At 67.2% G+C, this 21,307-nt stretch carries 21 protein-coding genes; 8 read left to right on the plus strand and 13 right to left on the minus strand.

Going from position 1 to position 21,307, the window contains the following annotated elements:
- A partial coding sequence (locus tag AB0E90_RS39505; protein ID WP_360417297.1) for a malectin domain-containing carbohydrate-binding protein occupies window positions 1-505 on the plus strand: 505 nt, incomplete at its 5' end.
- 628 nt (window positions 506-1,133) lie between these two features.
- Complete coding sequence (locus tag AB0E90_RS39510) at window positions 1,134-1,343, plus strand: IS3 family transposase (RefSeq protein ID WP_360417299.1); 210 nt, start codon at window positions 1,134-1,136, stop codon at window positions 1,341-1,343.
- A gap of 200 nt (window positions 1,344-1,543) precedes the next feature.
- On the opposite strand, the gene AB0E90_RS39515 is transcribed toward AB0E90_RS39510, so the two are convergent.
- Entirely contained in the window at window positions 1,544-2,812 is a 1,269-nt protein-coding gene (locus AB0E90_RS39515) for a DUF4143 domain-containing protein (RefSeq protein WP_360417300.1), read from the minus strand.
- Between the two features lie 416 nt (window positions 2,813-3,228).
- The gene (locus AB0E90_RS39520) at window positions 3,229-4,125 is read right to left on the minus strand and encodes a hypothetical protein (RefSeq protein WP_360417302.1); all 897 of its coding nucleotides are present in this window, start codon (window positions 4,123-4,125) and stop codon (window positions 3,229-3,231) included.
- 742 nt (window positions 4,126-4,867) lie between these two features.
- Between AB0E90_RS39520 and AB0E90_RS39525 the strand changes: the two genes are divergently transcribed.
- Window positions 4,868-5,155, plus strand: a complete 288-nt coding sequence (locus AB0E90_RS39525) for a type II toxin-antitoxin system Phd/YefM family antitoxin (RefSeq protein WP_360417303.1) — start codon at window positions 4,868-4,870, stop codon at window positions 5,153-5,155.
- Complete coding sequence (locus tag AB0E90_RS39530) at window positions 5,152-5,424, plus strand: Txe/YoeB family addiction module toxin (RefSeq protein WP_360417305.1); 273 nt, start codon at window positions 5,152-5,154, stop codon at window positions 5,422-5,424. The genes AB0E90_RS39525 and AB0E90_RS39530 overlap by 4 nt, the downstream gene beginning before the upstream one ends.
- 77 nt (window positions 5,425-5,501) lie before the next feature.
- On the opposite strand, the gene AB0E90_RS39535 is transcribed toward AB0E90_RS39530, so the two are convergent.
- The 3 genes from AB0E90_RS39535 to AB0E90_RS39545 all read right to left on the minus strand — a co-directional run bounded on the left by AB0E90_RS39535 (window position 5,502) and on the right by AB0E90_RS39545 (window position 6,982).
- A complete protein-coding gene (locus AB0E90_RS39535) occupies window positions 5,502-5,879 on the minus strand; it encodes a hypothetical protein (RefSeq protein ID WP_360417307.1) in 378 nt (125 codons plus the stop codon).
- 204 nt (window positions 5,880-6,083) lie between these two features.
- Complete coding sequence (locus AB0E90_RS39540) at window positions 6,084-6,365, minus strand: hypothetical protein (RefSeq protein ID WP_360417309.1); 282 nt, start codon at window positions 6,363-6,365, stop codon at window positions 6,084-6,086.
- Window positions 6,353-6,982 (minus strand): hypothetical protein, encoded by a 630-nt coding sequence (locus AB0E90_RS39545; protein ID WP_360417311.1) that lies wholly within the window; start codon window positions 6,980-6,982, stop codon window positions 6,353-6,355. The genes AB0E90_RS39540 and AB0E90_RS39545 overlap by 13 nt, the downstream gene beginning before the upstream one ends.
- A gap of 998 nt (window positions 6,983-7,980) precedes the next feature.
- Here AB0E90_RS39545 and AB0E90_RS39550 point away from each other — a divergent pair.
- Together AB0E90_RS39550 and AB0E90_RS39555 are read left to right on the plus strand one after the other, a co-directional pair.
- Window positions 7,981-8,826 carry a hypothetical protein gene (locus tag AB0E90_RS39550; RefSeq protein ID WP_360417313.1) on the plus strand — a complete coding sequence of 282 codons (846 nt, stop codon included), beginning with the start codon at window positions 7,981-7,983 and terminating at the stop codon, window positions 8,824-8,826.
- Between the two features lie 83 nt (window positions 8,827-8,909).
- Window positions 8,910-9,479: a hypothetical protein gene (locus AB0E90_RS39555; RefSeq protein ID WP_360417315.1), complete on the plus strand. Its 570-nt coding sequence runs from the start codon at window positions 8,910-8,912 to the stop codon at window positions 9,477-9,479.
- Here AB0E90_RS39555 and AB0E90_RS39560 read toward each other — a convergent pair.
- Window positions 9,427-12,603, minus strand: coding sequence for a tetratricopeptide repeat protein (locus AB0E90_RS39560; protein WP_360417316.1), 3,177 nt, complete (start codon window positions 12,601-12,603; stop codon window positions 9,427-9,429). The genes AB0E90_RS39555 and AB0E90_RS39560 overlap by 53 nt on opposite strands.
- A gap of 486 nt (window positions 12,604-13,089) precedes the next feature.
- On the opposite strand from AB0E90_RS39560, the gene AB0E90_RS39565 reads away from it, so the two are divergent.
- A complete protein-coding gene (locus AB0E90_RS39565; RefSeq protein WP_360417318.1) occupies window positions 13,090-13,254 on the plus strand; it encodes a hypothetical protein in 165 nt (54 codons plus the stop codon).
- A 67-nt stretch (window positions 13,255-13,321) separates the two neighbouring features.
- Here AB0E90_RS39565 and AB0E90_RS39570 read toward each other — a convergent pair whose 3' ends face one another.
- From AB0E90_RS39570 to AB0E90_RS39600, 7 genes are all read right to left on the minus strand, one after another.
- Window positions 13,322-13,621 (minus strand): helix-turn-helix transcriptional regulator, encoded by a 300-nt coding sequence (locus AB0E90_RS39570; RefSeq protein WP_360417320.1) that lies wholly within the window; start codon window positions 13,619-13,621, stop codon window positions 13,322-13,324.
- Between the two features lie 3 nt (window positions 13,622-13,624).
- Entirely contained in the window at window positions 13,625-13,999 is a 375-nt protein-coding gene (locus tag AB0E90_RS39575; RefSeq protein ID WP_360417322.1) for a type II toxin-antitoxin system RelE/ParE family toxin, read from the minus strand.
- Between the two features lie 230 nt (window positions 14,000-14,229).
- A complete protein-coding gene (locus AB0E90_RS39580) occupies window positions 14,230-14,583 on the minus strand; it encodes a PIN domain-containing protein (protein ID WP_360417324.1) in 354 nt (117 codons plus the stop codon).
- Between the two features lie 40 nt (window positions 14,584-14,623).
- Window positions 14,624-15,520, minus strand: coding sequence for an HNH endonuclease (locus AB0E90_RS39585; protein ID WP_360417325.1), 897 nt, complete (start codon window positions 15,518-15,520; stop codon window positions 14,624-14,626).
- A 197-nt stretch (window positions 15,521-15,717) separates the two neighbouring features.
- Window positions 15,718-17,049: a hypothetical protein gene (locus tag AB0E90_RS39590; protein WP_360417327.1), complete on the minus strand. Its 1,332-nt coding sequence runs from the start codon at window positions 17,047-17,049 to the stop codon at window positions 15,718-15,720.
- On the minus strand, window positions 17,046-18,242 hold the full coding sequence (locus AB0E90_RS39595; RefSeq protein WP_360417329.1) for an AAA family ATPase: 1,197 nt from the start codon (window positions 18,240-18,242) through the stop codon (window positions 17,046-17,048). Before AB0E90_RS39595 ends, AB0E90_RS39590 begins: the two co-directional genes overlap by 4 nt.
- A 256-nt stretch (window positions 18,243-18,498) precedes the next feature.
- Complete coding sequence (locus AB0E90_RS39600) at window positions 18,499-19,350, minus strand: PIN domain-containing protein (RefSeq protein ID WP_360417331.1); 852 nt, start codon at window positions 19,348-19,350, stop codon at window positions 18,499-18,501.
- A gap of 563 nt (window positions 19,351-19,913) precedes the next feature.
- Between AB0E90_RS39600 and AB0E90_RS39605 the strand changes: the two genes are divergently transcribed.
- Entirely contained in the window at window positions 19,914-21,245 is a 1,332-nt protein-coding gene (locus AB0E90_RS39605; protein ID WP_360417333.1) for a hypothetical protein, read from the plus strand.
- The last annotated feature ends 62 nt before the right edge of the window (window positions 21,246-21,307 follow it).

The raw sequence follows: 21,307 nt of genomic DNA on the forward strand, positions 1-21,307 counted from the left end.
ATCCGGTGCCTCAAGCGTTACGTCGCCCGCGAGCTCTACCAGCTCATCACCTCAAACAATCTTGAACCCGCCGCTTGACATCCATAGGAGCATCCAGGCGGCGCTCGGCTCGCGGCCGTGGGGCTACGTCGGCGGCAAGGTGAGTACCACCAGGGCCGCCATCGCCGGCACCGAGGGCGACGCACTGTTCCGCACCCAGCGGACCGGCGAGACGTTCAGCTACGTGTTCAAGAACGCCCCCGCCGGCACGTACCGGATCGGCCTCGACTTCGCGGAGTTCGAGAAGGTGAAGGCCGGCAAGCGCGCCTTCGATGTGCTCGCCGACGGCAAGATCGCACTCTACGACCACGACGTGCAGGCGAAGGTGGGCGCACTGACCGCCGACCCGAACACGGTCACCGTGAAGCACGCGGGTGGCGATCTGACGATCAAGTTCACCCGCGAGAAGGGCGAGGCCGACCCCATCCTCAACGCCCTGAAGATCCAGGAGGACCCCCACCTCTGAGCCGCCCCACCAATGGTCAGAGCCTCCCCGGCAACGTCGCCGGGGAGGCTCTGTACCAGCTGGCAGGAGTGGCCGAACGCTGCGTTATGCCACCGTCGGGAAGTGGTAGCTGCGGGTCGCAGATTTAGGTAGTTTCTCATCTCAAAATTTGGTAGTTCCACTGTGTTGGCCGCCCTGGCCGACGCCCGCGGGGTGCCCGTCCTGGATCTCGACGACATCGGCACTCGAGATGCCGTAGCTGCCAGCCCGCAGACCGCTGCCTCGACGCCAGGCTTGCTGTGCGTGGACGAGTACCAGCACGCACCCCCAAATAGACGATCGAGGAATACGCACTGAGCACCGGACTGCGTTCGTTCACTTACGAGGACCGCATTCACATCATGCCCGTGGACCGGCTATGGACGCCTATCAACGGCGGTTGAGGAACTCCGAGGCCCGACCAACATCGACCTGGCCGCGGAGCCCCCGCATCGTCCGACGCGGCCCGAGCGACCAACCGGCACGCGGAACGCGACCAACCAAACTGAGTTCCCCCCGCTTCGACGGAGCCTCTCAAACATGATCGACTGATCATGGGGAGGAAGTTCTGTGGCCGCACCGAAGAAGTACCCCGACGACCTACGGGCGCGTGCTGTGCGCTTGTATCGCGAGTCGGATCCGAAGCCGACGATCCGGCGTCTGGCCGAGCAGCGCGATCTTCGAGTACATCGACGGCTGGTACAACACCCGCCGCATCCAGAAGGAACTCGGCTACCTCAGCCCGGACGAATACGAGACCGCCTGGCACACCCAAACCCAGCCAGATAACCTCACCCCTGCCCCGACCGGAAGCAGGTAACCACCGCTCCGTCAAAGCGGGGGGAACTCAAACCGTGGGCTCTGGGGCCGCTCCCAAGGCTTGTTCCGTGGGCCGAACGGTGCACCATGCGAACCGTGGCGTACTTGTGGCCGGAGCCCTCTTGGCGCCCTTTCGCGCATCCGCCGCCAAGGGAACGGATAGCGGTTCCTGCCGGGGCCACAGCTCAGGTCCTGTCGTGGTCAGGGGCCGAGCAACGCCAACGGGACGACGGCGACGCCGTCGCGTCGACGATAGGCATGCTCGCCGGCGTAGATGACGACGGCGTCGATCAGGTCTTCCCCGATCCGGTCGCGAAGCCAATGCAGGTGCTTGGTGTCGTTGTCTTCGACGCGGTCGGCCAGCTTGACCTCGATGCCCAGCACCCTTCCATCGGCGTGCTGAACTATCAGATCCACTTCGTGGATGTTGTTGCGGGTCCGTAGGTGACTGACCCGGGCCTCGGCCGCTTCCGCGTAAGTGTGGATGCTGAGCGCTACCAGGTGCTCGAAGAGAGCACCGAGGATGGTGCCTTCGTGCAAGTTGGTGTTTCCTTGCTCGGCGCGTAGCAGCGCGGCGGCATCCAGCCCCAGCAGCCTCGCGGCCAGCGCCGGGTCGGCCAGATGGTGCCTGGCGGATTGTCCGAGCCGATCGAGATGGTTGTGGCCGGGAATCCACGGCGGCAGGTCATCGAGCAGCCATAGCGAGGACAAGGCATCGCGGTAGGCGAGCGTGGTCTCCTTGGCTGGTTTGTTCGCCAACCCGGCGGTGGCCGCGTCAAGAATCTTCGAGTAGGTCGCCGTCGTCGAGGTCGCTGCGGCATAGGCTGCAAGCCACGCACGCAGCACGGCCGGGCGACGCACCGGGTAGCCCTGCTCCGGGAATTCTCGCTCCACGACGTTGTCCAGGTATGCGTCCAGCTCAGCCCGGCGGACGCGCGGGGGCAGCCCGCGAATGGCCGGGAATCCTGACGCGGTGATCTCCTCGACGTAGCTGGCCAACCGCACCCCGGTGCTCCCCCCGACGTCGTGGTTGCTGGCCAGCAACGCAGCCAGGCTCACGGTAGGCGTCTCGATATCCCGTTCCGCCAAGCTCAGCGGACGCATCCGCATCGGAACGATCCGGCCGGCACCCGAGTGCACCACCGCGCCCCGAGGCGCCGAACTGCCGGCGATGATGAAATGCCCGGGCGGAGAGCCGGCATCCACCGCACGACGAACCTGGTCCCAGACCTCGGGCAGGCGCTGCCACTCATCCACCAGCACCGGTCCTGGCAGGCGGGACAAGACCGAGGGGTCAGCAGTCAGAATCTCTCGCTGCGCGGGAAGACTCAAGTCGACGACTGACACGGCGCGCTGCGACGCTGTCGCCGTCTTTCCGACCCCCTTCGGCCCGTGGATCGACAGGGCGCGCAGATGCGGCTGAAGCTCATCCAGCGCGCCGTCCAGAACGCGGCGCCGGTATTCGATCATCAGGCAACTCTACCAAAAACATCCCTCGTATTCTTCCAATTGCACGCCACCTAGTCTTCCGAACGCACGTTACTGCTGGGTTCCAGACGGCGCCTGCGTGAACCTGCCCCCTGCCGGCTGTCAACGACTTCCTCACCCCGCGGCCGTCCACGCCACATTCATCCCGAGGTCGAGTTGCGGCGGTGGGCGCGATGTCGCTGGGGACAGCGTTGCGGCGGTGGCTGCGAATATGAAGTAGCCGAAGATCACCGCGCGCATGGCCCACACACGGACGCGCCGGAGACCCCCGTGGTGCGAGGGCCTCCGGCGAGGCGGTTCCGTGCGGTGGATCAGGACCCGCGAAGGATCAGGTTGCCGTTGTCCGCGGCGCCGCTTGTTTCGCTGGCGCGTTCTACGGCGCCGCATTCCCCGCGGCTTTATCCCGCTGGCGTTTCGTTCAACTTCAAACCACGCAGGATGTTGTCGCGGTTCGCGTTTCCGCGCAGCGCGGTCAAGGAATTCAAGCGGCCCAGCAAAGTCGTGGAAGATGCGGGGCATTTCAAGTCTTGAATCGCCGACAAGGTTTTTTCAAAACGTTGAATGCGACTTTCAAGGTCCGTTCCACTCGGCAAGTTCGCATTCTTGAGCGCTACCTGCGCGTTCACTTGGGCTTGAGTGGGTGGGCAACGACCGGGAACCTTTACCCCGGTGGGGCCCACGCGGTCGGCCGTCGCGTTCGGATCGCCCGGGCTGAAACCCAGCGCCGGCACCAAAGCGTTAACGTTACCGGAGCTGGCTCCGGCGTTCCCCGTCGCCCCACTCGCGGCCGCGTCACCGGATCCTGTGGCGGCGACTTTATCCGCCGGCGTTTCGTTCAAACCCAAACCAGGCAGGATGTTATCGCGGTTCGCGTTTCCGCGCAGCGCGGTCAAGGAATTCAAGCGGCCCAGCAAAGTCGTGGAAGATGCGGGGCATTTCAAGTCCTGAATCGCCGACAAGGTTTTTTCAAAACGTTGAATGCGACTTTCAAGGTCCGTTCCACTCGGCAAGCTCGCATTCTTGAGCGCTACCTGCGCGTTCACTTGGGCTTGAGTCGGTGGGCAACGACCCGGAACCTTTACCCCGGTAGGGCCCACGCGGTCGGCCGTCGCGTTCGGATCGCCCGGGCTGAAACCCAGCGCCGGCACCAAAGCGTTAACGTTACCGGAGCTGGCTCCGGTCTCGGCGGCCTGGCCCATCCCCGTGCCGACCGCGAGCGCCGAGCCGAGCAGCGCTGCGGCGGCACCTCCAATCACCAGCTTGCGCGTCCGGCTGCTGACTCCGCGTCGATACATGCACGGCTCCTCTTCGTCTCGGTACTGCTTGTACCGAGATATACGAGCAACGATGTGGCGGCAGTTCATGACGCTGAACAAGCTTTCCTTAAAGCTTCTTTAACGAAACTCCCGGGGCCACTCACCTGGACCGTCACCGTGCCCTGGCGGGTCCGATGAGCCAGGCGCGCCATGCACGGGTGGTTACGAGTGCTGAGGCGAGTTGGCCACGTCGTGCCCGTTCTCTGGCGGATGACAGAGGGCCGGAGTGACTCCGATTGCCAGAAGTGCCAGATGTCCAGACCGGTGGCTGTCGCGGCCGCCGCCACCAGGTCGGTGAACTCACGGCCGTCAGGTAGTCGGACTCGTCCCTCTGCGGTCAGGTGGGCCTCGGCCGGAAACGGAAGGGGGATCCGCCGATCGAGAGGGCCACATCAGGTTCGATCAGGCTCAATGTCATGAGATCGGTGACCCGCACGTCGTGGATTGGCCGAAGGACGCAACCCCGACGAAGGCGTGACCGGACCACCGACCGCGCCCACCGTAACGTGGGGTCTGGGGGTCGCCCCCAGGCAAATAGAGTGGGCCGGACGTTGCAACATGCGAACCACCCGGTCACCGCTCCCGGCAACCCGCTACCGGGGCGTTTGACAAGCTCACGGGGTTTTCGTCCGGCCAAGTAAAGGCACACCCCCGCCGGCACCCGCGACCTGGCGTACCATTCAACGTACGTTCTGGCGTACGTTACACCCTGGGGGTCACGATGAAGGTGCTGACAATCAGCGACGTTCGCAAGAACCTCGCCGCCGTGGTCGATGCGGTGATCGATGATGCCGAGGAGTGCGTCATCCCTCGCGGTGGCGGCAAGGCCGTCGTCATGGTTTCGCTCGACGAGTGGAACGCCGTGAACGAGACGCTGCATGTTCTCGGTTCCGCCTCGAACGCCCGCCGGCTGCTGGAGAGCATCGCCCAGGCCGACGCCGGCCTGCTCGCGGAGCATCCGCTCGACCCAACGTCCGCCTCGCCGAAACCCGGCAAGGAAGCCGCATGAGCTTGCGCATCGTTTTCACTCCCAACGCCTGGGAGGACTACGACGGCTGGTTACGCCGAGACATGAAGATGGCCCGCCGCATCAGCAAACTCATCCTCGACGTCCAACGGGATCCACTCGGAACCGGTCTCGGCAAGCCGGAACTGCTGAAGGGCCCGCTCTCCGGGTGGTCGTCCCGCCGCATCAACAACGAACACCGGCTCATCTACCGCGTCCGTGGCGGCGACCTGGAAATCGCCGCCTGCCACGGCCACTACCTCGACAAGTGATAGCGGCTCGCGCCACGCTGCCCTCCTAACGGATCGGACAGCCTGGAAAAACAGCCTGAGCCTGCAGCATCGTCGCCTTACACGCGACCGGCATCCAGCACGCCGTCGACACGCACCGCCCGGAAACCCGAATCGTCACCGTTGTGGAAGAAGATCCGCCCGTCAAGAACGCCGTCATCAACCACAGCGGCCCAACCCCGTCCGCTGACCTCATCACCTTCGTCGCTGCCCTCCCAAGAGAACTCGACACCAGCCCCGCCTGACTGCTTCGCTATCCGGCAGTCCATCCAACCGTCGACGACGATGAACCGGAACCGTCCCCGAAGATCCGAGCCGAACTCGATAAAGGCCGGACCCACCAGATCGAAGGCGTCGGCATCCCACAGTTCCATTTCCAGGATCCGCCACCGGCCGACGAAACCCATTGACGCACCGGGAACCGGCTGCTCCGCCATCACTGGTCACCGCCCGGGGAGCCAGGCCGACGAATCACGCGGGCCGATCGAAGCGGACAGGCTCATCAACCACACCTCACGCGCGACGACACGGGCGCGGTGCGCCGTGCTGAGCCATTCTCGCGCGCCGTGTTCAGCACGCGGCAGGCAACTCCGCCCGACGCCGGGAACACACTGCTTCCCGAACCCGAACTGAAGTCCCGGCTACCAACGCGAATAACGACCGATCCGGCCCGCATCCTCACCGAGAAGCTCCGAGTACACGGCAGGGTCGACGGTGTCGTGATGGCAGCGGTCGACCAGCCGATCGAGACGTTCAGCGATCTCCTCCGAGTCGAGGTCGAGCCGCTCGCACAGATCACGGTGCGCATCGACCAGAGGCTCGCTGATCTCCTGCGGATCGATACGGCGCGCGTAGTAGGCATCGTTCAGATACCCGGCCAACTCGTCCCAGACCGCGATGGCCTGCTCGATCAGATCGAGCATGGCCGGACAACGGGACGCGCGCGCAGGATCTCGACCTCGGCAACCAGGCGACGGCCGGCGTCCTCCACATCGGCGATCTCCCATCTGGTGCCGGTGGTCACGTTCGACACCTCACGGATGACGGCCTGAAAGCCGGCCAGGGCCGACTCGTCGACCAAGGCGAGCATGCCCGCCGCCCCCAGCAGCAAGGTTGCGAACAGGCGATCCCGAACAGCCTGCTCCACCACCAGGTCGGTCAACTGCCGCGGACCGAGAGACTGCACGGCCCGCAGAATGTCCGCACGCTCCGGTTCGACCGGTCCCGCACCATGCGGCCTGCCCGCAGCAGAGAACCTGACGCCCGCCTCGAACGCGGACAACGCCACCGCGACAGCATGGGCACAGAAGTCGTCCTCAACAGACCCGACCTCGCAATCACAGTCCCCGATCAATGACTGATCGACCACACCCACCCACGGCTGGAAACGGATCCCACCATCGCAGACCACCGCCCGAGCACCGCCACCCACCGCTTCCAGCTCTCCCACGCCGTCGTCCCGGAGCAATCGCTCAGCATCCCCAACCACCTGCGCCGAGATCGAACTGCGAAACGCCGAAACATCGATACGAACTGCCACGAGCGCCGACGATACCGCCACCGCCTTGAAGCAGAACAGAGGCGCTGAATCCGACCATCTCCCCGAGCCGTGAGCCACCCATGCCGACGGCCAGAACCAGGCGAACCGTCGACCGGACACCCGACCGACGGTTCGCATGCAAGATCAAAGTTGGCCGGACGTGGCACCATGCGAACCACACGGCCACCGTCCCCGGCAACCCACTGCCGGGACGTTTGGCCAGCTCACGTGGCAGTCGAAGTCTGTCATGAGCACTGGCAGCGGCCAACCGGCCGCCGCGCGAGCGCTCGAAACTCAAGGCGGACAGCGCCTCAGAAGATCCGCCGGAGGTCCCCGCCGTAGTCGAAAATGATCCGCATCCGGGCACCACGGCGCTCTCGCATACGGGCTCAGCTGACGCGGGCCAGTACCGTAACCTTCCCGAACAGCCAAGGGCGGCTCGACAAGCGGTGCACTCGCTCGCTGGTGAGCCGGGTCATGCGCGTTCCTCCTCCATGTCTCGACGAAGCCTTCCTCAGCCCGTATGCCTCATTCTCCAACGCTCCCGTCATGGTCGTGATCCGGCCATCCTCGTGCTGGCGGACATGCACGCTTTCGTGCCCGAGAGTCCGTACCAACGTCTCCTCATCCTGGAACGCCGCCGGTCCCAACTGGACGCCGAGCGAGTCAGTCCTGGCCACAGCACCCGGAAATCCAGGTAGGCGATGTTGACCACTTGGTGACCAGGGTGGCGACCTTCGTCCCGTGGAAAAGCCGGCCGAGGCCCCGGTCTCGCCCGCCGCTGGCCGGCAAGGACAAGCGCGAGGAGATCACCACGGGCCACTGAGCCCGGCGACCGATCAGCAGGGGTTCCGCTTCGGCGGGACCCCTGCTGCTTTCTCTCTCCCTCTCCGGCCGCAACCGCTGACGCCAGTGTGATGTGACGATGACTCCGCTCCGGACGGTGTGTGCCAGACGCCGTCGCGCCGCGACGGCGACACCCGGAGGGAGCACCACCGATGCGGATCAGACCGCTCCGCCTGGCCCTGCTGCTCGGCACCCTGGCCGCCGCCACCCTGGCGGTGCCGGCCAGCCCGGCCTTCGCCAGCCTGAGCCTGTACCGGCAGAGCAACACCAGCGTGTCCGACGACAGCTCACCCAAGACCGTCACCGTGTCCTGCGGTACGGACGACGTGGTGGGCATGGGCGGGCACATCAACGGCAGCAACGACGTGGTGATGAGCAAGATGTTCGTGGACACGGGCCTGAGAACCGTGACCGTGCAGGGCATCGAGTCGACCGCGGTCACCACCGCCTGGTCGGTGGACGCGTACGCCGTGTGCGCCCCCGCCGGCAGCGTGACCGGCCTGAACCTGCAACAGCACACGTCCACGAGCGACCCGTACTACAAGTCCGGCATCACCGCGACGTGCACCGGAAGCAACAAGGTGTTCGGCGGTGGCTACAAGCTGGAGCTTGCCGCGGGCAAGGCGGCCATGGACGAGCTGAACTTCAGCTCGTCGCTCGGCTCGGTCAGCTCGACTGCGTACGTGCACGACCCGACCGTCGGCAACTTCACCCTCACCACGCAGGCCATCTGCGGCACTCCGGCAACGACCATGTCGCTACAGACCTGGACGAGCGCATCCAACTCGATCTCCCCGAAGATCGAGACCACGCAGACCTGTCCGGGCACCACCCAGCCGAGCGGGACCGGCGCGGTACTGACCGGCCTGGTCGGCTCCGGTTCCGTCGCCGGCCTGGAGCCGCACCTCAGCAACCAGGCGGCCGAGGTGACCGGGCGGGAGCTGGGCTTCTCCGGGAATGGCTGGTTGATCCAGGCACAGGCGATCTGCATCGGTTGAGCGCTCAGCGGGCGTGATGACGCCACGATGACACCCGGATGTGACCCTCACGTCAACGCACCGACCTGATGAAGGAGATGGCGATGACGAGACGGCGCATCCGGGCTGTGACCGTGGCGGCGACACTGATGCTGGCGGGGGGACTGTCGGCGGTGGCCGCCGCTCCGGCCCAGGCGATCGACGACTGTGCCGGCCAGGGGCCCCAGACGCTCATCATCGGCACCGCAGGTGACGATGTGCTCGTCGGTACCGACGGACCCGACGTGATCCTCGGGATGGGCGGCAATGACACTATCGACGGCGGATACGGCGAGGACCGGCTCGGCGGCGACACCGGCAACGACACGATCCGGGGCGGCGAGTGCGCCGACACGATCCTCGGTGGCGATGGTGCCGACACGCTGCGCGGCGGCGCCGGCGACGACGAGGTGTCCGGCGACGACGGCGACGACATGATCTACGGTGGCGGGGGAGACGACAACCTCGTCGGCGACGACGGAACCGACACCGCCGACGGCGGCGAGGGCACCAACAACTGCGCCGCCGAAATCATGCTCACCTACCTGTACGGCAACACCTATTTCGGGTCGCCGTTCACCGTCAACGGGGTGACCTACTACGGACCAAACTGCGGGGACCTGCCGGTTCGCTGACCGGACCGGCCGCGGCCTGGCTGCGCTGGACACCGCGCAGCAGGCCACGGTCGGGCGGCGGTGCGTCGATCGACCGCATCGCGCGGGTCCACCGCTCGAACGCGCGCCGCGCCTCGCCGTGCCGCCCCGCTCCGACCAGAACGGTCACCAGCATCTGATGCGCCGACTCGTCGAACAAGTCGGCGCCGCACAGCCGCGTCAGGCTGGTCACCGCCTGGTCGGGATCGCCGTCCCGGGCGCTGATCGTCGCCAGCTGGCGCAGCGAGCGTAACCACGCGGCACGTACCTCCTCGCGCAGGCCGTTCGCCCAGTCCTCGTACGGCTCGTCGTCGAAGGCGTCTCCCAGGTACCGGGCGTCCACCTCGGCCAATATCTCGCGGGCCTCCCGGTGCCGGCCCTCGCGCCGCAGTTCGGCGGCGAGCGCGGCATCGCGCAGCAGCTCCTCCGCGTCGATCAGCACGTGGCCGGTGTTCAGCGACATCCCGGCCCCGTCGGCCTCGATGTAGTGCTCCGCTGACAGCAGCCGGGACGGGTCGAGCACGCCGCGGATCACCGAAAGCAGCACCGACAGCCGGTGCCCGGTGCGTCCGCTGCCGGCGTCGTCCGGCCAGAGCAGCTCGCACAGCTCGTCCCGAGCCACCCGCCGGCCGCGCCGTGCGACCAGGATCTTCAACAGCGACCGTGCCTGCCTCGACCGCCACGCCGGCAGTGATACCAGCCGCCCGCGGACCAGCACCTCGAACCGGCCCAGGACCCGGATCTGCACGCCGGTCGCGGCGGCGGACGGCGCCGAGCCGCCATCCGGCACATCGACGCCCAGCGCCCGCAGCCGCTGCGCCGCAGCTTTCCCGGCGGCGCGGTCGGCTCCGTCGGCGCCGCGCAGCCGGCCGATGCTTACCAGCACGCGATCGGCCGCCGGTGCCGCCCCACCGCGCCGCCAGATCGCCTCGGCCTCGCACAGCGTCGCGCGGGCCCGGCCCGGCTCCGGCTCGGCCACGCCGGCCAGTTCCAGCGCCTCGGCCAGGCAGTCGAGCCGCCGGTTGGCGCGGGCCGCGCGGACCGCGGCCTCGGCCCGCCGGCCGGCCAGCGGGATGTCGTGCTCGGCGAGGGCCACCCAGCCACAAGCAGCGAAAGCCAGCGAGGCCAGGCGCGGGGAGGCCAGCCGCTCCGCCTCCTCGGCGGCGGCCCGGGCCGCGGCCGGGTCCGGCTCCGGACCGGCCAGCAGCACCCGCACCAGCTGGCCCAGTGCCGGGATGAGTACCTGCCGCTCGTCGGTGGCGCGGGCGAGGTCGGCCGCCTCCTCCAGCGCGGCTCGGCTTCGCTGCAGCTGGCCGAGCAGGTGGTACACCTCACCCAGGCCGACCAGCCCCTGCGCCATCCGGTTCAGCCCGTGCCGCCGCGCGACCCGCACCACGCGGTCGAAATGCCGGACCGCGTCGTCGAAGCGGCCCAGTCGGGTCAGCGCCTCGCCGGCGTTGTACAACGCGACCGTGCGCATGCCGGGCGGCGCCCCCGCCGCTTCGGCGGTCCCGATTGCCCGCGCGGCGACGTCGGCCGCCTCGGCGAACCGCGCGTCGCGCAGCAGCCCTTCCGCCTGGTTGAGCAGCACCCGGGCGAGCATGCTGAGGTCGCCACCGCGTTCGGCCGAGGTGCGAGCCTGCGCCAGGTGCGCGTCGCGCCGGCCGCCGAACTCCTCCAGCGCCGCGGCCAGGTGCGCGGCCGCCAGTGCCCGGTCGTCGCCTGACGCCTGTGCCGCGGCGAGCATGCCGGGCACGAGTTCGCGCCACTCCGGCCGACCCAGCTGGGTCAGGGTGTTCACCCGGCAGGCGACCAGCAATACCTCGTCCACGGTAGCGGGAGCGGGTATCCGGTGCCGGTCACAGAGCTCCAGCGCCGCCGGGTAGTCCGAGCGCATGTAGTGAGCCATGGCGGCCCGCCACAGCAGGCCGGCCGGTGCGTGCCCGGCATCGACCAGCAGCGGTTCGAAGGTGCGCAGCGCCGCCGTGGCATCGCCGCTGACCCGTAGCGCGTCACCGAGCAGGGTGCGCAACCGGACGGACCGGCGATCCGCCGGCAGCGCCTGGATCAGACTCGCCGTACGGGCGCCGTCCTCGGCTACCATCGCCTCGCCGTCGGTTTCGATCAGCGACGCGCACAGCTCCGCACCGCCGCCGCGGCTCAGCGTGTCCGCCGCGGCCAGCGCGAGCCCGTTTCGCTGGTACCAGTCGGCGGCCGCGCCAAGCCGCTCCCGCTCCCGCTGCCCCGCCCCGCCCCCGCCACCCCAATGTCCGTCGTGGACAAGCAGGGCGGCGAGCGCCGGTACCACCCGGTATGCCGGGCCGGCGCGGTGCCGGTGTGGTACCACCAGCCCGGTGCGCACTAGCCGGCGCAGCCCGGCACCTACCCACGCCGGATTCCCCAGCATCCCCGCGTCATTCCCCAGCAGCCCCGCGTCCGCCAGCTCCTGGCAGAGCGGCACGGTCACCGGGTCCAGGCCGGCCAGCGCACGCAGCAACTCGGCAAGTTCCGGTCGGAGCGGGGCGAGTACCTGCTCGCGCAGCCAGCCCCCGGCCGGCGTACCCGGACCGGTCAGCGCGGCGAGCAGCGCCTCGTCGCCGATGTCGCACCGGTCCAGTACGTCGGCGGCGTAACCGACCAACGCCGGCCAGCCCGCGGTCAGCCGTACCACCTGCTCGCACACGTCCCCGTCCACCACGCGGTACCCGCCACCCAACACTGCGGCGACCGCCTCCATGGGCAGCGCGACGTCCGCGGCGCCGAACTCGACCACGGGCTGCGGCAGGGCGGCCGACTCAGGGCCGTCCCACGGTTCACGGGACGCGAGGCAGATCTGCACGGTGTCGGGCAGCGCCCGCAGCGTGGCGGCCAGTCGCAGCCGGGCGGCCGGCCCGAGCGCCCCGGCGTCGTCGATCACGACCAGCGCGGCGGGCGTCCCGGCCGAGTCGACCGCGAGCCGGTCGGGCAGGGTACCGGCGGCGGAATGGTAGGCGACCGGCCCCTCGTCGCTGCCGGTGCGGAGAAACGCTGTCTTGCCATACCCGGCCGCGGCCACGATCAGCCGGCAGCCGTGGGTGCGCAACAACGCATGTGCCTCCGCTGCCATCCGACCTCCGATCCGTAGCGGTCATTGTGACCGCCTCGGACCGGTAGGACTGTCAGCCAGCCGCCACCTGCTACGGCGAGCTGCCCGGTGACGAGCTTGCCGCCAGGTAACCGGTGATGCTGCTGGGGCCGGCGGGCCTCGATCTTGTGTCGGGCCCACCCGGTCGGGTGCGCGGAGGGTGAGTGCGACGGCGCGGGACCGAACAGGCGGGGAATCGGCCACTGCCATCGCATCCTCAACGCCCGCGGCGAACCCGGCTCCTCACGGGCGGCGTCGAACTCCGGCTACTGTCTCTCGGGCCTGATCACCTGCCCATGATGCGGCTGCTCTGACCACCAACTCGATCAGCTCACCGACTGGCGCCGCCACCTCACCGACCTGATCGCCGCCACGCCGCAACCAGTCAGCCCCGATACGATCGAACAGATCCACCGACACCTGGCCGACGTCCTACGCTCCGGCACTCGTGGCCAGCGAAAAGCGGTCATGGAAACCCACATCGCCGAAATCCAGCTCGACGGCGACCGGCTGATCCCGGTCTACCGGATCCCGGTGGACGAATTTCGCACACGGGTTGGGGTTGTGGGCCGGACGCGTCGCTGCGCGAACCGCATGTCACGGTCGCCGGTGATCCACTGCCGGGAGGTTTGACCAGGTCACAGGCTCGTGGCGGTGCACGATGACCAACGCGACGGCCACAGCGGACAGTGCCCGCGGCTCAAGCCGCCTCGCCGCGCGGCTCGAAACCTACCCTGAGACTTACGCCCAAGGCCGCTGCCAAACGCTCCAGCACCGCGAGAGTCGGAACGGTTCCGCCGGCCTCGAACCGAGCAACCGCGGACTGCGTCATCCCCGACGCCTTCGCCAACTGTGTCTGGCTCCAACCCTGGCGCTCACGAAGCTCCCGAACGGAACGACCGAGCTCGAACGCCAGCCGCGCCGCGTCGTACGCCTCAGCGGCACCCGGCTCAGCCATCCGCCGCTCCCGCATCGCGGCCCAACCGCCACCATCGCTCATGATCTAGCCTTCCTCGTCCACGATCTGATGCGCCTCGTCGATGCACCGTGCAAGCGCCCGGCGCGCCCGGTCGATCTCCCGCTCGTCCCGCATCCGCGTCTTGTGGAAAACCGTCAGCAGGATGATCCTCCTGTTGGTCGCAATCCAGTAGGTGATCCGGACCGCCTGCCGCCCGAGGTGGAATCGCAACTCGCGCAGCTTCCGATCGAGCTGTTTCGTGTAGGGCTCGCCCAGCAACGGTCCTTGTTCAGCGAGCAGGTCGACGTAGAACGCCGCGTGGGCGAACTGAGCGGTCGGGAGGCTCTCCAGCCACTTCTCTACCTCCGGCTCCAGCTCCAGCTCCCCAGGCCATAGCAGCGATGCTATACCACGACGCACCGGAAGGTGGCACAGCGGCCACGAGGCTGAAAAGCGACGACGGTGCCGGTTTGCGCAATGCCAAAAGCACTGCGACAGAACAGCAGGTCACAGTCTTGGTGGGCCGGACGTTACACCATGCGAACCACACAATGGCCGTTCCCGGTAACCCACTTCCTGGACGTTTGACCAGCTCACGGGGCCAATAGCAACGTCAAGAAGCGATAGCCGCAGATGCCTGAGCCGTCAGGTCACACCCGGCGTACGACCAATCCTGGCTTCACCTCGGCCGCGGCGCCCAGGTGGGTGATGTCGTCCGGATCGCTGGTGAACACGATCGCCCCGTACGCCAGTGCCACCGTCACCACCGTGGCGTCGACGACGTCCCGGGTCCCCGCCTTACCGCACAGCACGCCGGCCGTTTTCGCCGTCTCCAAACCAACCGGGAGTACCTCACAGCTGTGCAGGAATCTTCCGAGTTGTACCTGCCGACGGGCATCACGCCAGGCCCCCCATTGGTCCAAGCAAGCGTTGCCGTACCGCGTCTGCCGGAAGGCGACCCAGACGCGCGACGACCTGATGCGTCCCTGCCACAAGACGTGCACCGAAGACGAGATCTGGAAGGCCTGAGTATGAGCGCCGAGATCAGCCTGTCGAAGTGCGAGGCTCCGGGGTAACGGCCGTTACGACGCTCGACAGCGGTGTCCCGACCCGCATGGTCATAACGCGCCTGCCAATCTCAACCGGCGTGGCCGCCTGGTCCTCGCTGACCGGCGACCAGGAAACAAACAGTCGCCCGGCGAGGAGCACACCCTCCAGCGGGCCATCCGGCCCGTGCATGACGGAGGTGACGACCGGGGCCGAGGTCATCGGCACCGGTCCGAATCCGCGCAAGACATGGAGGAGCCGGGCGATCTCGCTCGGCGGTACGTCGGCCCGGCTGGGCGCGTCACGGGCTGCGAGCAGGTCGGCGCGAACCTGGTCGGCCCACGGGCCTTGGATGACATCGAACTTGATGCAGAGTGCGAGGTAGACGCACTTGAGCAGGGCGATTGACCACCGCTTGTGCTCCGGAGTGTCGTACTGCATTTCGACGTCGCCAGCGGCCAGGATCTCGGCATAGATCTCGTCCGACTTGCCGGCTGGCAGGAGCACAAACTCGTCGTTGTAGGTCCGGCGAACCAGGAGCCGGCCGGTCTTGCGCTTACCTCGTACGGTCTCCGATGCGAACCACGTCGTCACCGCGCCCTCGTACCAGTCGAGCAGGTCCACCTCGACCTTGCTGCCGAAGTTATTGTTGCACCGCTTGCACGTCCAGGTCATCACCTTGCCCCCGATACTGCCGGGCGGCACATGCTCGTCCTCCGTCGCTGCAGGGTCACCGCAGATCGGGCACGCGTCGAAGCGCCGCGGTTGCAGTACCTCGACCAGCTCCAACTCCCCGCGTTCGGCCGGACCGGGCGTCTCGTTCGTCGCTTCCAGGCTTCGGCCGTCGGGCAACCGGATGGAGATCGAGTCGGGTGCGGGTTCACGCTTCGCCATCCAACGAGGCTATCGGCTCGTGCCAGCGCTTTTCGCTACGTGCGCTGGTGGGATGACCGATACGCTGCACCCTGGCGAGCCGGCCGAGCGCCCTAGGCGAATGCGATCGGGCAGCGGCGGAAGCCAATACCCCGGTCGAAGCCCCGTTCTACTTTTGCAGTCGGGCGGGTCCATATTGGCGGTCGATGGAGATCGAGTCACCAGTAGATCGCGACGAACTCGACCTCCAGTTTTCGGGTCGTTTGTTCCGTACGGGCAGGCTGGCGGCTGACCGGTGCGGAGGGCTGTCCGGTCTGCGCAGTCGCCTGGTGAAGGATCGGGTCGCGGACGCGGCGTACTGTCTCGCGGTCGGCGCCGGGTGCGACGGTGTTCGCGACGCCGTCGAACGCGGACCGGCGCTGTTCGATATCGGTGGCTGCGGCTAGCGTGACTGCGGCCATCGTCGCGGCGGCCTGCAGTACCGGTTCCTCGGGGCTCGTGGCGCACTCGGCGGCCAGTGCCCGGCCGAACCACAGCGTGGCATCTTCCCAGTCCACCGGCGTCGGTTCTGGGGCCGGGACGGCGTCGGTGTGTTCAGCGGCGTCGGCCAGAACTTCGGTCAGGCGGGTGAACAGATCGCCGGCCTTCAGGAAGGTCTTCTCCAGGACGGTGGCCAACTTGACCGGCTGCCAGCTCTCGCGCAACGTCGCGGATTCGATCCGGACGTAGGTCGTATAGGACTCGCCGGCGAAAAGGACGCGGCGCAGGTCCCGAGTGTAGGAGGCGAAGTTCGTCACGCCGACAACTTCGAGGAGTTTGAGGTGGTGTTGGAGGTTTCCGTTCGGGTCGACCAGGCTGCGGTGGAGGAGGTGTTCTTCGCCGTCGATGGTGAGGACCGCGAAGTCGATGCTGGTGCCGCGGATCGGAACGAGGCCGACGAGCATCCCTTCGATGATTTCGAGGATGCCGACGATCTGGTTGTACTGGGGCTTGTCGATGCCGAAGAGATCTTCGCGGCCGTTGACGAGGTCGACGACGGACGATAGCGCGGTCGCCAGTTGGTAGGTCCGTTCGGCGCTGAGGTTCACGGTCAGCTCGAGCACATCGCCGCGTTTGATATCGGCCACGCGCAGTAGCTGTCCGTGATTCAGAAGTTTCCGCTTGTGCCGGACGACGTCGCGGACCGTCGCCAGGGAGCGGGGTTCCACTTCGCGGCGGCGTCGCTTGCGGTCGACCGTAGTGAGGAGTTCATCGGTGCCGCCGGTGCGCAGGTCGCGGAAGGTGCTCTGGATCACGGCCTTGCGCACCACCTCCTGGCCGGAGGTGTTCGTCTTCTTGACCCTCGCCTCGGCGCTCAGGCCGAGCTTCTTGCCGGCGCTGCTCCCACCTGCCTTGAATTCGCCCTCCGTGGACCGTGTCAGGGTCTCTTTCACGGTGTCCTTGATCGCGCCGTCGCGGGAGGCGATCAGGCTGGTCACGCTGGCCTCATCGAGGTACACGAACTCCCGGCGCTCCTTGGCCCACCGGCGGCCCTTCCTGCGGAAGATCACGCCGACGTTCCCTTCTCCACGCGGGCGGGAATGCGCTGGACCCGCTGCATGCCCTCGTCGACGTCCTCGGCGCTCAGCGTCGTCCGCCCGTCGAGGGCGGCCAGGATCCCGGCCTCCGTCCAGATCGCAGCGAGGTCGGCGGAAGTCCAGCCATCGGTCCGGCCGGCCAGGGCGGCCAAATCCACCGGCTCGGAGAACTTGATAGCCCGCGACGATGCGTCGAGGACGGCTTTGCGGTCGGCGGGCCCGGGCAACACGAACTCGATCTTGTGGGCGAGGCGGCCCGGGCGCAGCAGCGCGTCGTCTAAGGCATGGTGCAGATTGGTCGTGGCGATGATCATCACTCGTTCAAAGGTGACGTGGCCGTCGAGCAGGGACAGAAACTGCCCGACGAGCCGACTGTTGTAGTCGTGGCTAGCGTCGCCCCGCTGGGTGAAAAGACTGTCGATCTCGTCGAAGAACAGAATCGCCGGGGCATTGGCGAGGGCGTGGTCGAACAGGGCACGCAGGGTTCGCTCGCTCTGGCCGACGAACTGGTCGACAATCGCCGGCCCAGCGACGTTGTAGAACTTCGCCCCGCTCTCGGCGGCCAGGGCCTTCGCCAGATGCGTTTTGCCCGTTCCGGGCGGTCCGGTGAACAGCATGCCCTTGATCGGGTTGACGCCCATCGCCTTGAGCTTGTTCTCCGGGTCCAACGCGACCATAACCAGGTTCCGGGCCCGGGAGACGATGCCGGCCGACCCGCCGAAGTCCTGCAGACTGACGGTGCCGGCCGGTTCGAGCACCAGCGAGTCGATGTCGAAGCTGGAACGATCGGCCAGACCGAGCCGGTCGATCGGAGTACTGGAGAGCAACCGGCCGGGACGTCCTGCGCTGTCCATCTCGATGCTCTGGCCGACCTCGAACGGGTCGGGGCTGCGCTGCGGAAAGGATTTCAGGGCGCCATCCACGTCCATGGTGGCCCGGTCGGCGCCGACGTGCCGCACGACCCCGACCGAGGCGGCTGGGCCCCACAGGGCATCGGGAGCCCTCTCCGGGTCTGCCCCGTCACGGAGAAGATAGACGTCGCCGACGGTGTAGTCCTGCCACTGGGACGTGACGATGTAGCCCGCCTTGCCGTCCTGAAAATCGATCCATACCCGGGATTCGGCTGGCTCGACCAGCCGAATTTTCCCGATTCTTCCGTCGTCCAACACAGTCCTAAAGTCGATCTTCAGTGCGACCCCGATCGTAGAGTCCGGGTACGACACTTTGACGCCGTCGCAGCGTACGAGCCCTTGGAGGCGTGGTCGAACCGGTAGGCCGGAGCCCTCTGGCCCGAGCCGTGTGCCACGCCCCGTGACGGCTCACCGGCGACCGAGGCGGGTTCGGCGGCGTACGGCTGCGCGACTCGTACGCCGACATCCGGGGTGGTCATTAGCGAGGCCACCTCTGGTAGCGACGGTTGCGTCATCGCGAGGTGGATGCCTTGCCGGGAACCGATGTGCCGCCTCCGTCGGTGTCCTGAGTCAGAGGTAGGCGCCAGCGTGACGATAGGGCTTGGACCGGAATACCTCGACTGATGCCGCGGACGCGCATCCCGCGGTCGCCGGAGATGACGCGGACGGTGTCGCCACAGATCTGTTGGACGAACTCGGCTCGGTTGAGGACCTCGTAGTCGGGGTCGGGATGCCGTCGATGATCGACGGGGTCGCGGAGGATCTCCAAGGTGACACCGTCCCGGATCACTGATCCGCCGTTGACCGCGGCCTCGAGGTGCTGGTCGAGCAATAGCAGGCGCTTCTCCGCGCGGCCGGCGAGTTGCTTGCTCGATGCGTATGTCTTGGCGTCAAGTTCGTCCAGGACGAGCAGCGGGATCAGGAGCCGGACCTGTCGGCAGTCGGCTTCAGTACGCCAGTCCACCTCGTTGAACGGCCGATGGTGGATGATCGTGTTCGTGTCGAGAACGAGAATCTCCCCTGGCCGGTCGGCCAGGTGCAGAAACCCGGAGAGGGTCTCGATGACCTCGCGCAGCATCTGCTGCTGCGCGTCGAGCTCCTCATAGAAGACGCCCGGGCCGATCGCCAGGTCCTCCGCTCGGCCGTGCGCCCGCAGGTGCCAGTGCCGCTGCGAGTGCAACCGGTCGATCACGTCGTTGTCGGCGAACAGCTGACGAAACTCAACTTCGGACTGCCGAACCCACTCGACGTAACGCGACAACAACTGGTCCCTGACCGTATTGCGGACATTGCCCGCCTCACGGGACCGGTCTTGCAGGACCTCGATCGCCCGTTGAACCGTCTGCCCTCGCCTCGCGATCACGCAACCAGCATCGCCCACCGTCGACCGCAGCCGCACAACGGGAGTCCCGCCGACACGAGAGTTTGACCGTCCGCCCGCCGAAGTGGGGCCGGTGAGTATGCGCGCTCTGCTCGACCATCGAACCGGCTACTGCCAAGGGTGCAACTCCGCCCTCGGCAGCAATTCCGCATCTCAGGCGAAGTATCCGCAAGCATCACTAAATGGATATTCTTTGTAAATTACATATCGTGGCCGGGCGATACACCATGCGAACCACACAGCGACCATCCCCGGCAGCCCACTACCGGGACGTTTGACCAGCTCACGCCACATTCAGGCCAGGCGATAGGTGGTCGATGCGCCCGGCGAAGTCACTCGCGGCAGGCGGGAGGGCCATGATCGACCTCTGCCCGAGGGGCAGCGGTTCGGCGCCCGTAGGAACGCTGAGGCGCGAACTCCAGGGAATACCAGCAAGATCGAGGGCCTCGTCTCGAATCGCCGCGACCACTCGTTCGTGGGATGTCGATAGCCCGCGACCGGTGAATAGCCTGAGTCACCGATGTCACGCGGGAAGGTTACTGGCAGTGACAGAACGGACGCTCATCACCAAGGCCGCGCTGCCCAAGCTGCCGACCAAGGCAGACGACGGAACCCCGTACTGCATGGAATGCCGTCGGTACGGTGAACTCCATCGGATGGTTGCCGACGGCGTCACGAATCATCTCCAGTGCGAAGCGTGGTCCGTGCCGACCTATACGGAGTGGGACCGGCTGACTCACGAACAGATGATGGCCGGCGAACCGTGTCCGGGCTGCGGGGGAGAACTCGTCTCGCTCGGTGAGCCGGCCTCGTGGACCGGCAAGGGCACGATGTATCTGACCGCCGAGGAGCAGGCCGCCCGCACGGCTGCGGAGCAAGCCTTCAAGGAGCGGCACCCCTACTGCCACGCCGGGCGATGGAGTACGGCGGGTAGCGCGGTCAGCCATTGCGGACGATGCTGCCCGCCGCCTCCGATGAGCCCCGACCAAATCCGCCGGATCTCGGAGATCTTTCAGGGCAGTACGGAGGAGCGGGTACGAAAGGCGCGACGTGAAAGTGCAACGTACGAGCGCCACGAATCGGAACGGCGGCTGCCCGGCCGAGCCCGGCCAGTCGCTGTGGTCCTACGCGAGTACAACGAACGCCGCGCCGAGGCCCTGGCAGCAGGAAAGGGAGAAGACCAGGCGTTGATACGGTCCTCTTTCCCGGACGCGGAGCTGATGTTCCGGTGGCGGATGCAACTGGGCTGCGGCGACATCGTCGAGATCCTGACGCTTGGCAACGACCGGCCACCGACGGACATGACATGGTCGTGGGGCGGCAGCCCGCTGCGTAAAGGCGCTTACACCTGTACCACTCACCGGACCCCAGAGACGCCGTACCAGGCGGTGAGCCGCTATCTCACCCGGTCGACGCTGGATCTCGAAGGCGACAAGCGCCTTCGGCGCGAACCTGAGACAGTCGGCTACTGGACCGTGAAGCTGGAATGCGGACACCTCGACCACCAGATCACGCCGCTGGATTGGAAGCCAGCAGACGGCCATCGACAGACGGAACCCAACGATCCCGACGAGGTCGCCCAACGCAAAGCCCGGATGGAACAGATCAAAGAGCATCTCGGCGTAGCCGAGTACGGGCACGCGATCCGCCGGATCGAGCAGGGCCACCTCGAGCCGGACCCGATGACGACGTGCTGGACCTGCCAGTACGAACAACCCATCGTCGCCTTCCAACGCGTGGGCTGGCTGGTGCCACCAACCCCCGTCAAGGACAGATCAGGAGCGGCCACACCGGCCGCTCCGCGACCGACCCGCGTACAGCTGGAGAAACGCGTAGCCGATCTCGAAGCGGAGATCGCCCGGCTGAAGCAGCAGTAGGTCAAGCCCTCACGCACAGCCGCTGACCAAGAACTCGCTGCTGAGCTCAGGCGCCTGTCGAA

The organism is Actinoplanes sp. NPDC026619, from assembly GCF_040638295.1.
Taxonomy (GTDB): Bacteria; Actinomycetota; Actinomycetes; order Mycobacteriales; family Micromonosporaceae; genus Actinoplanes.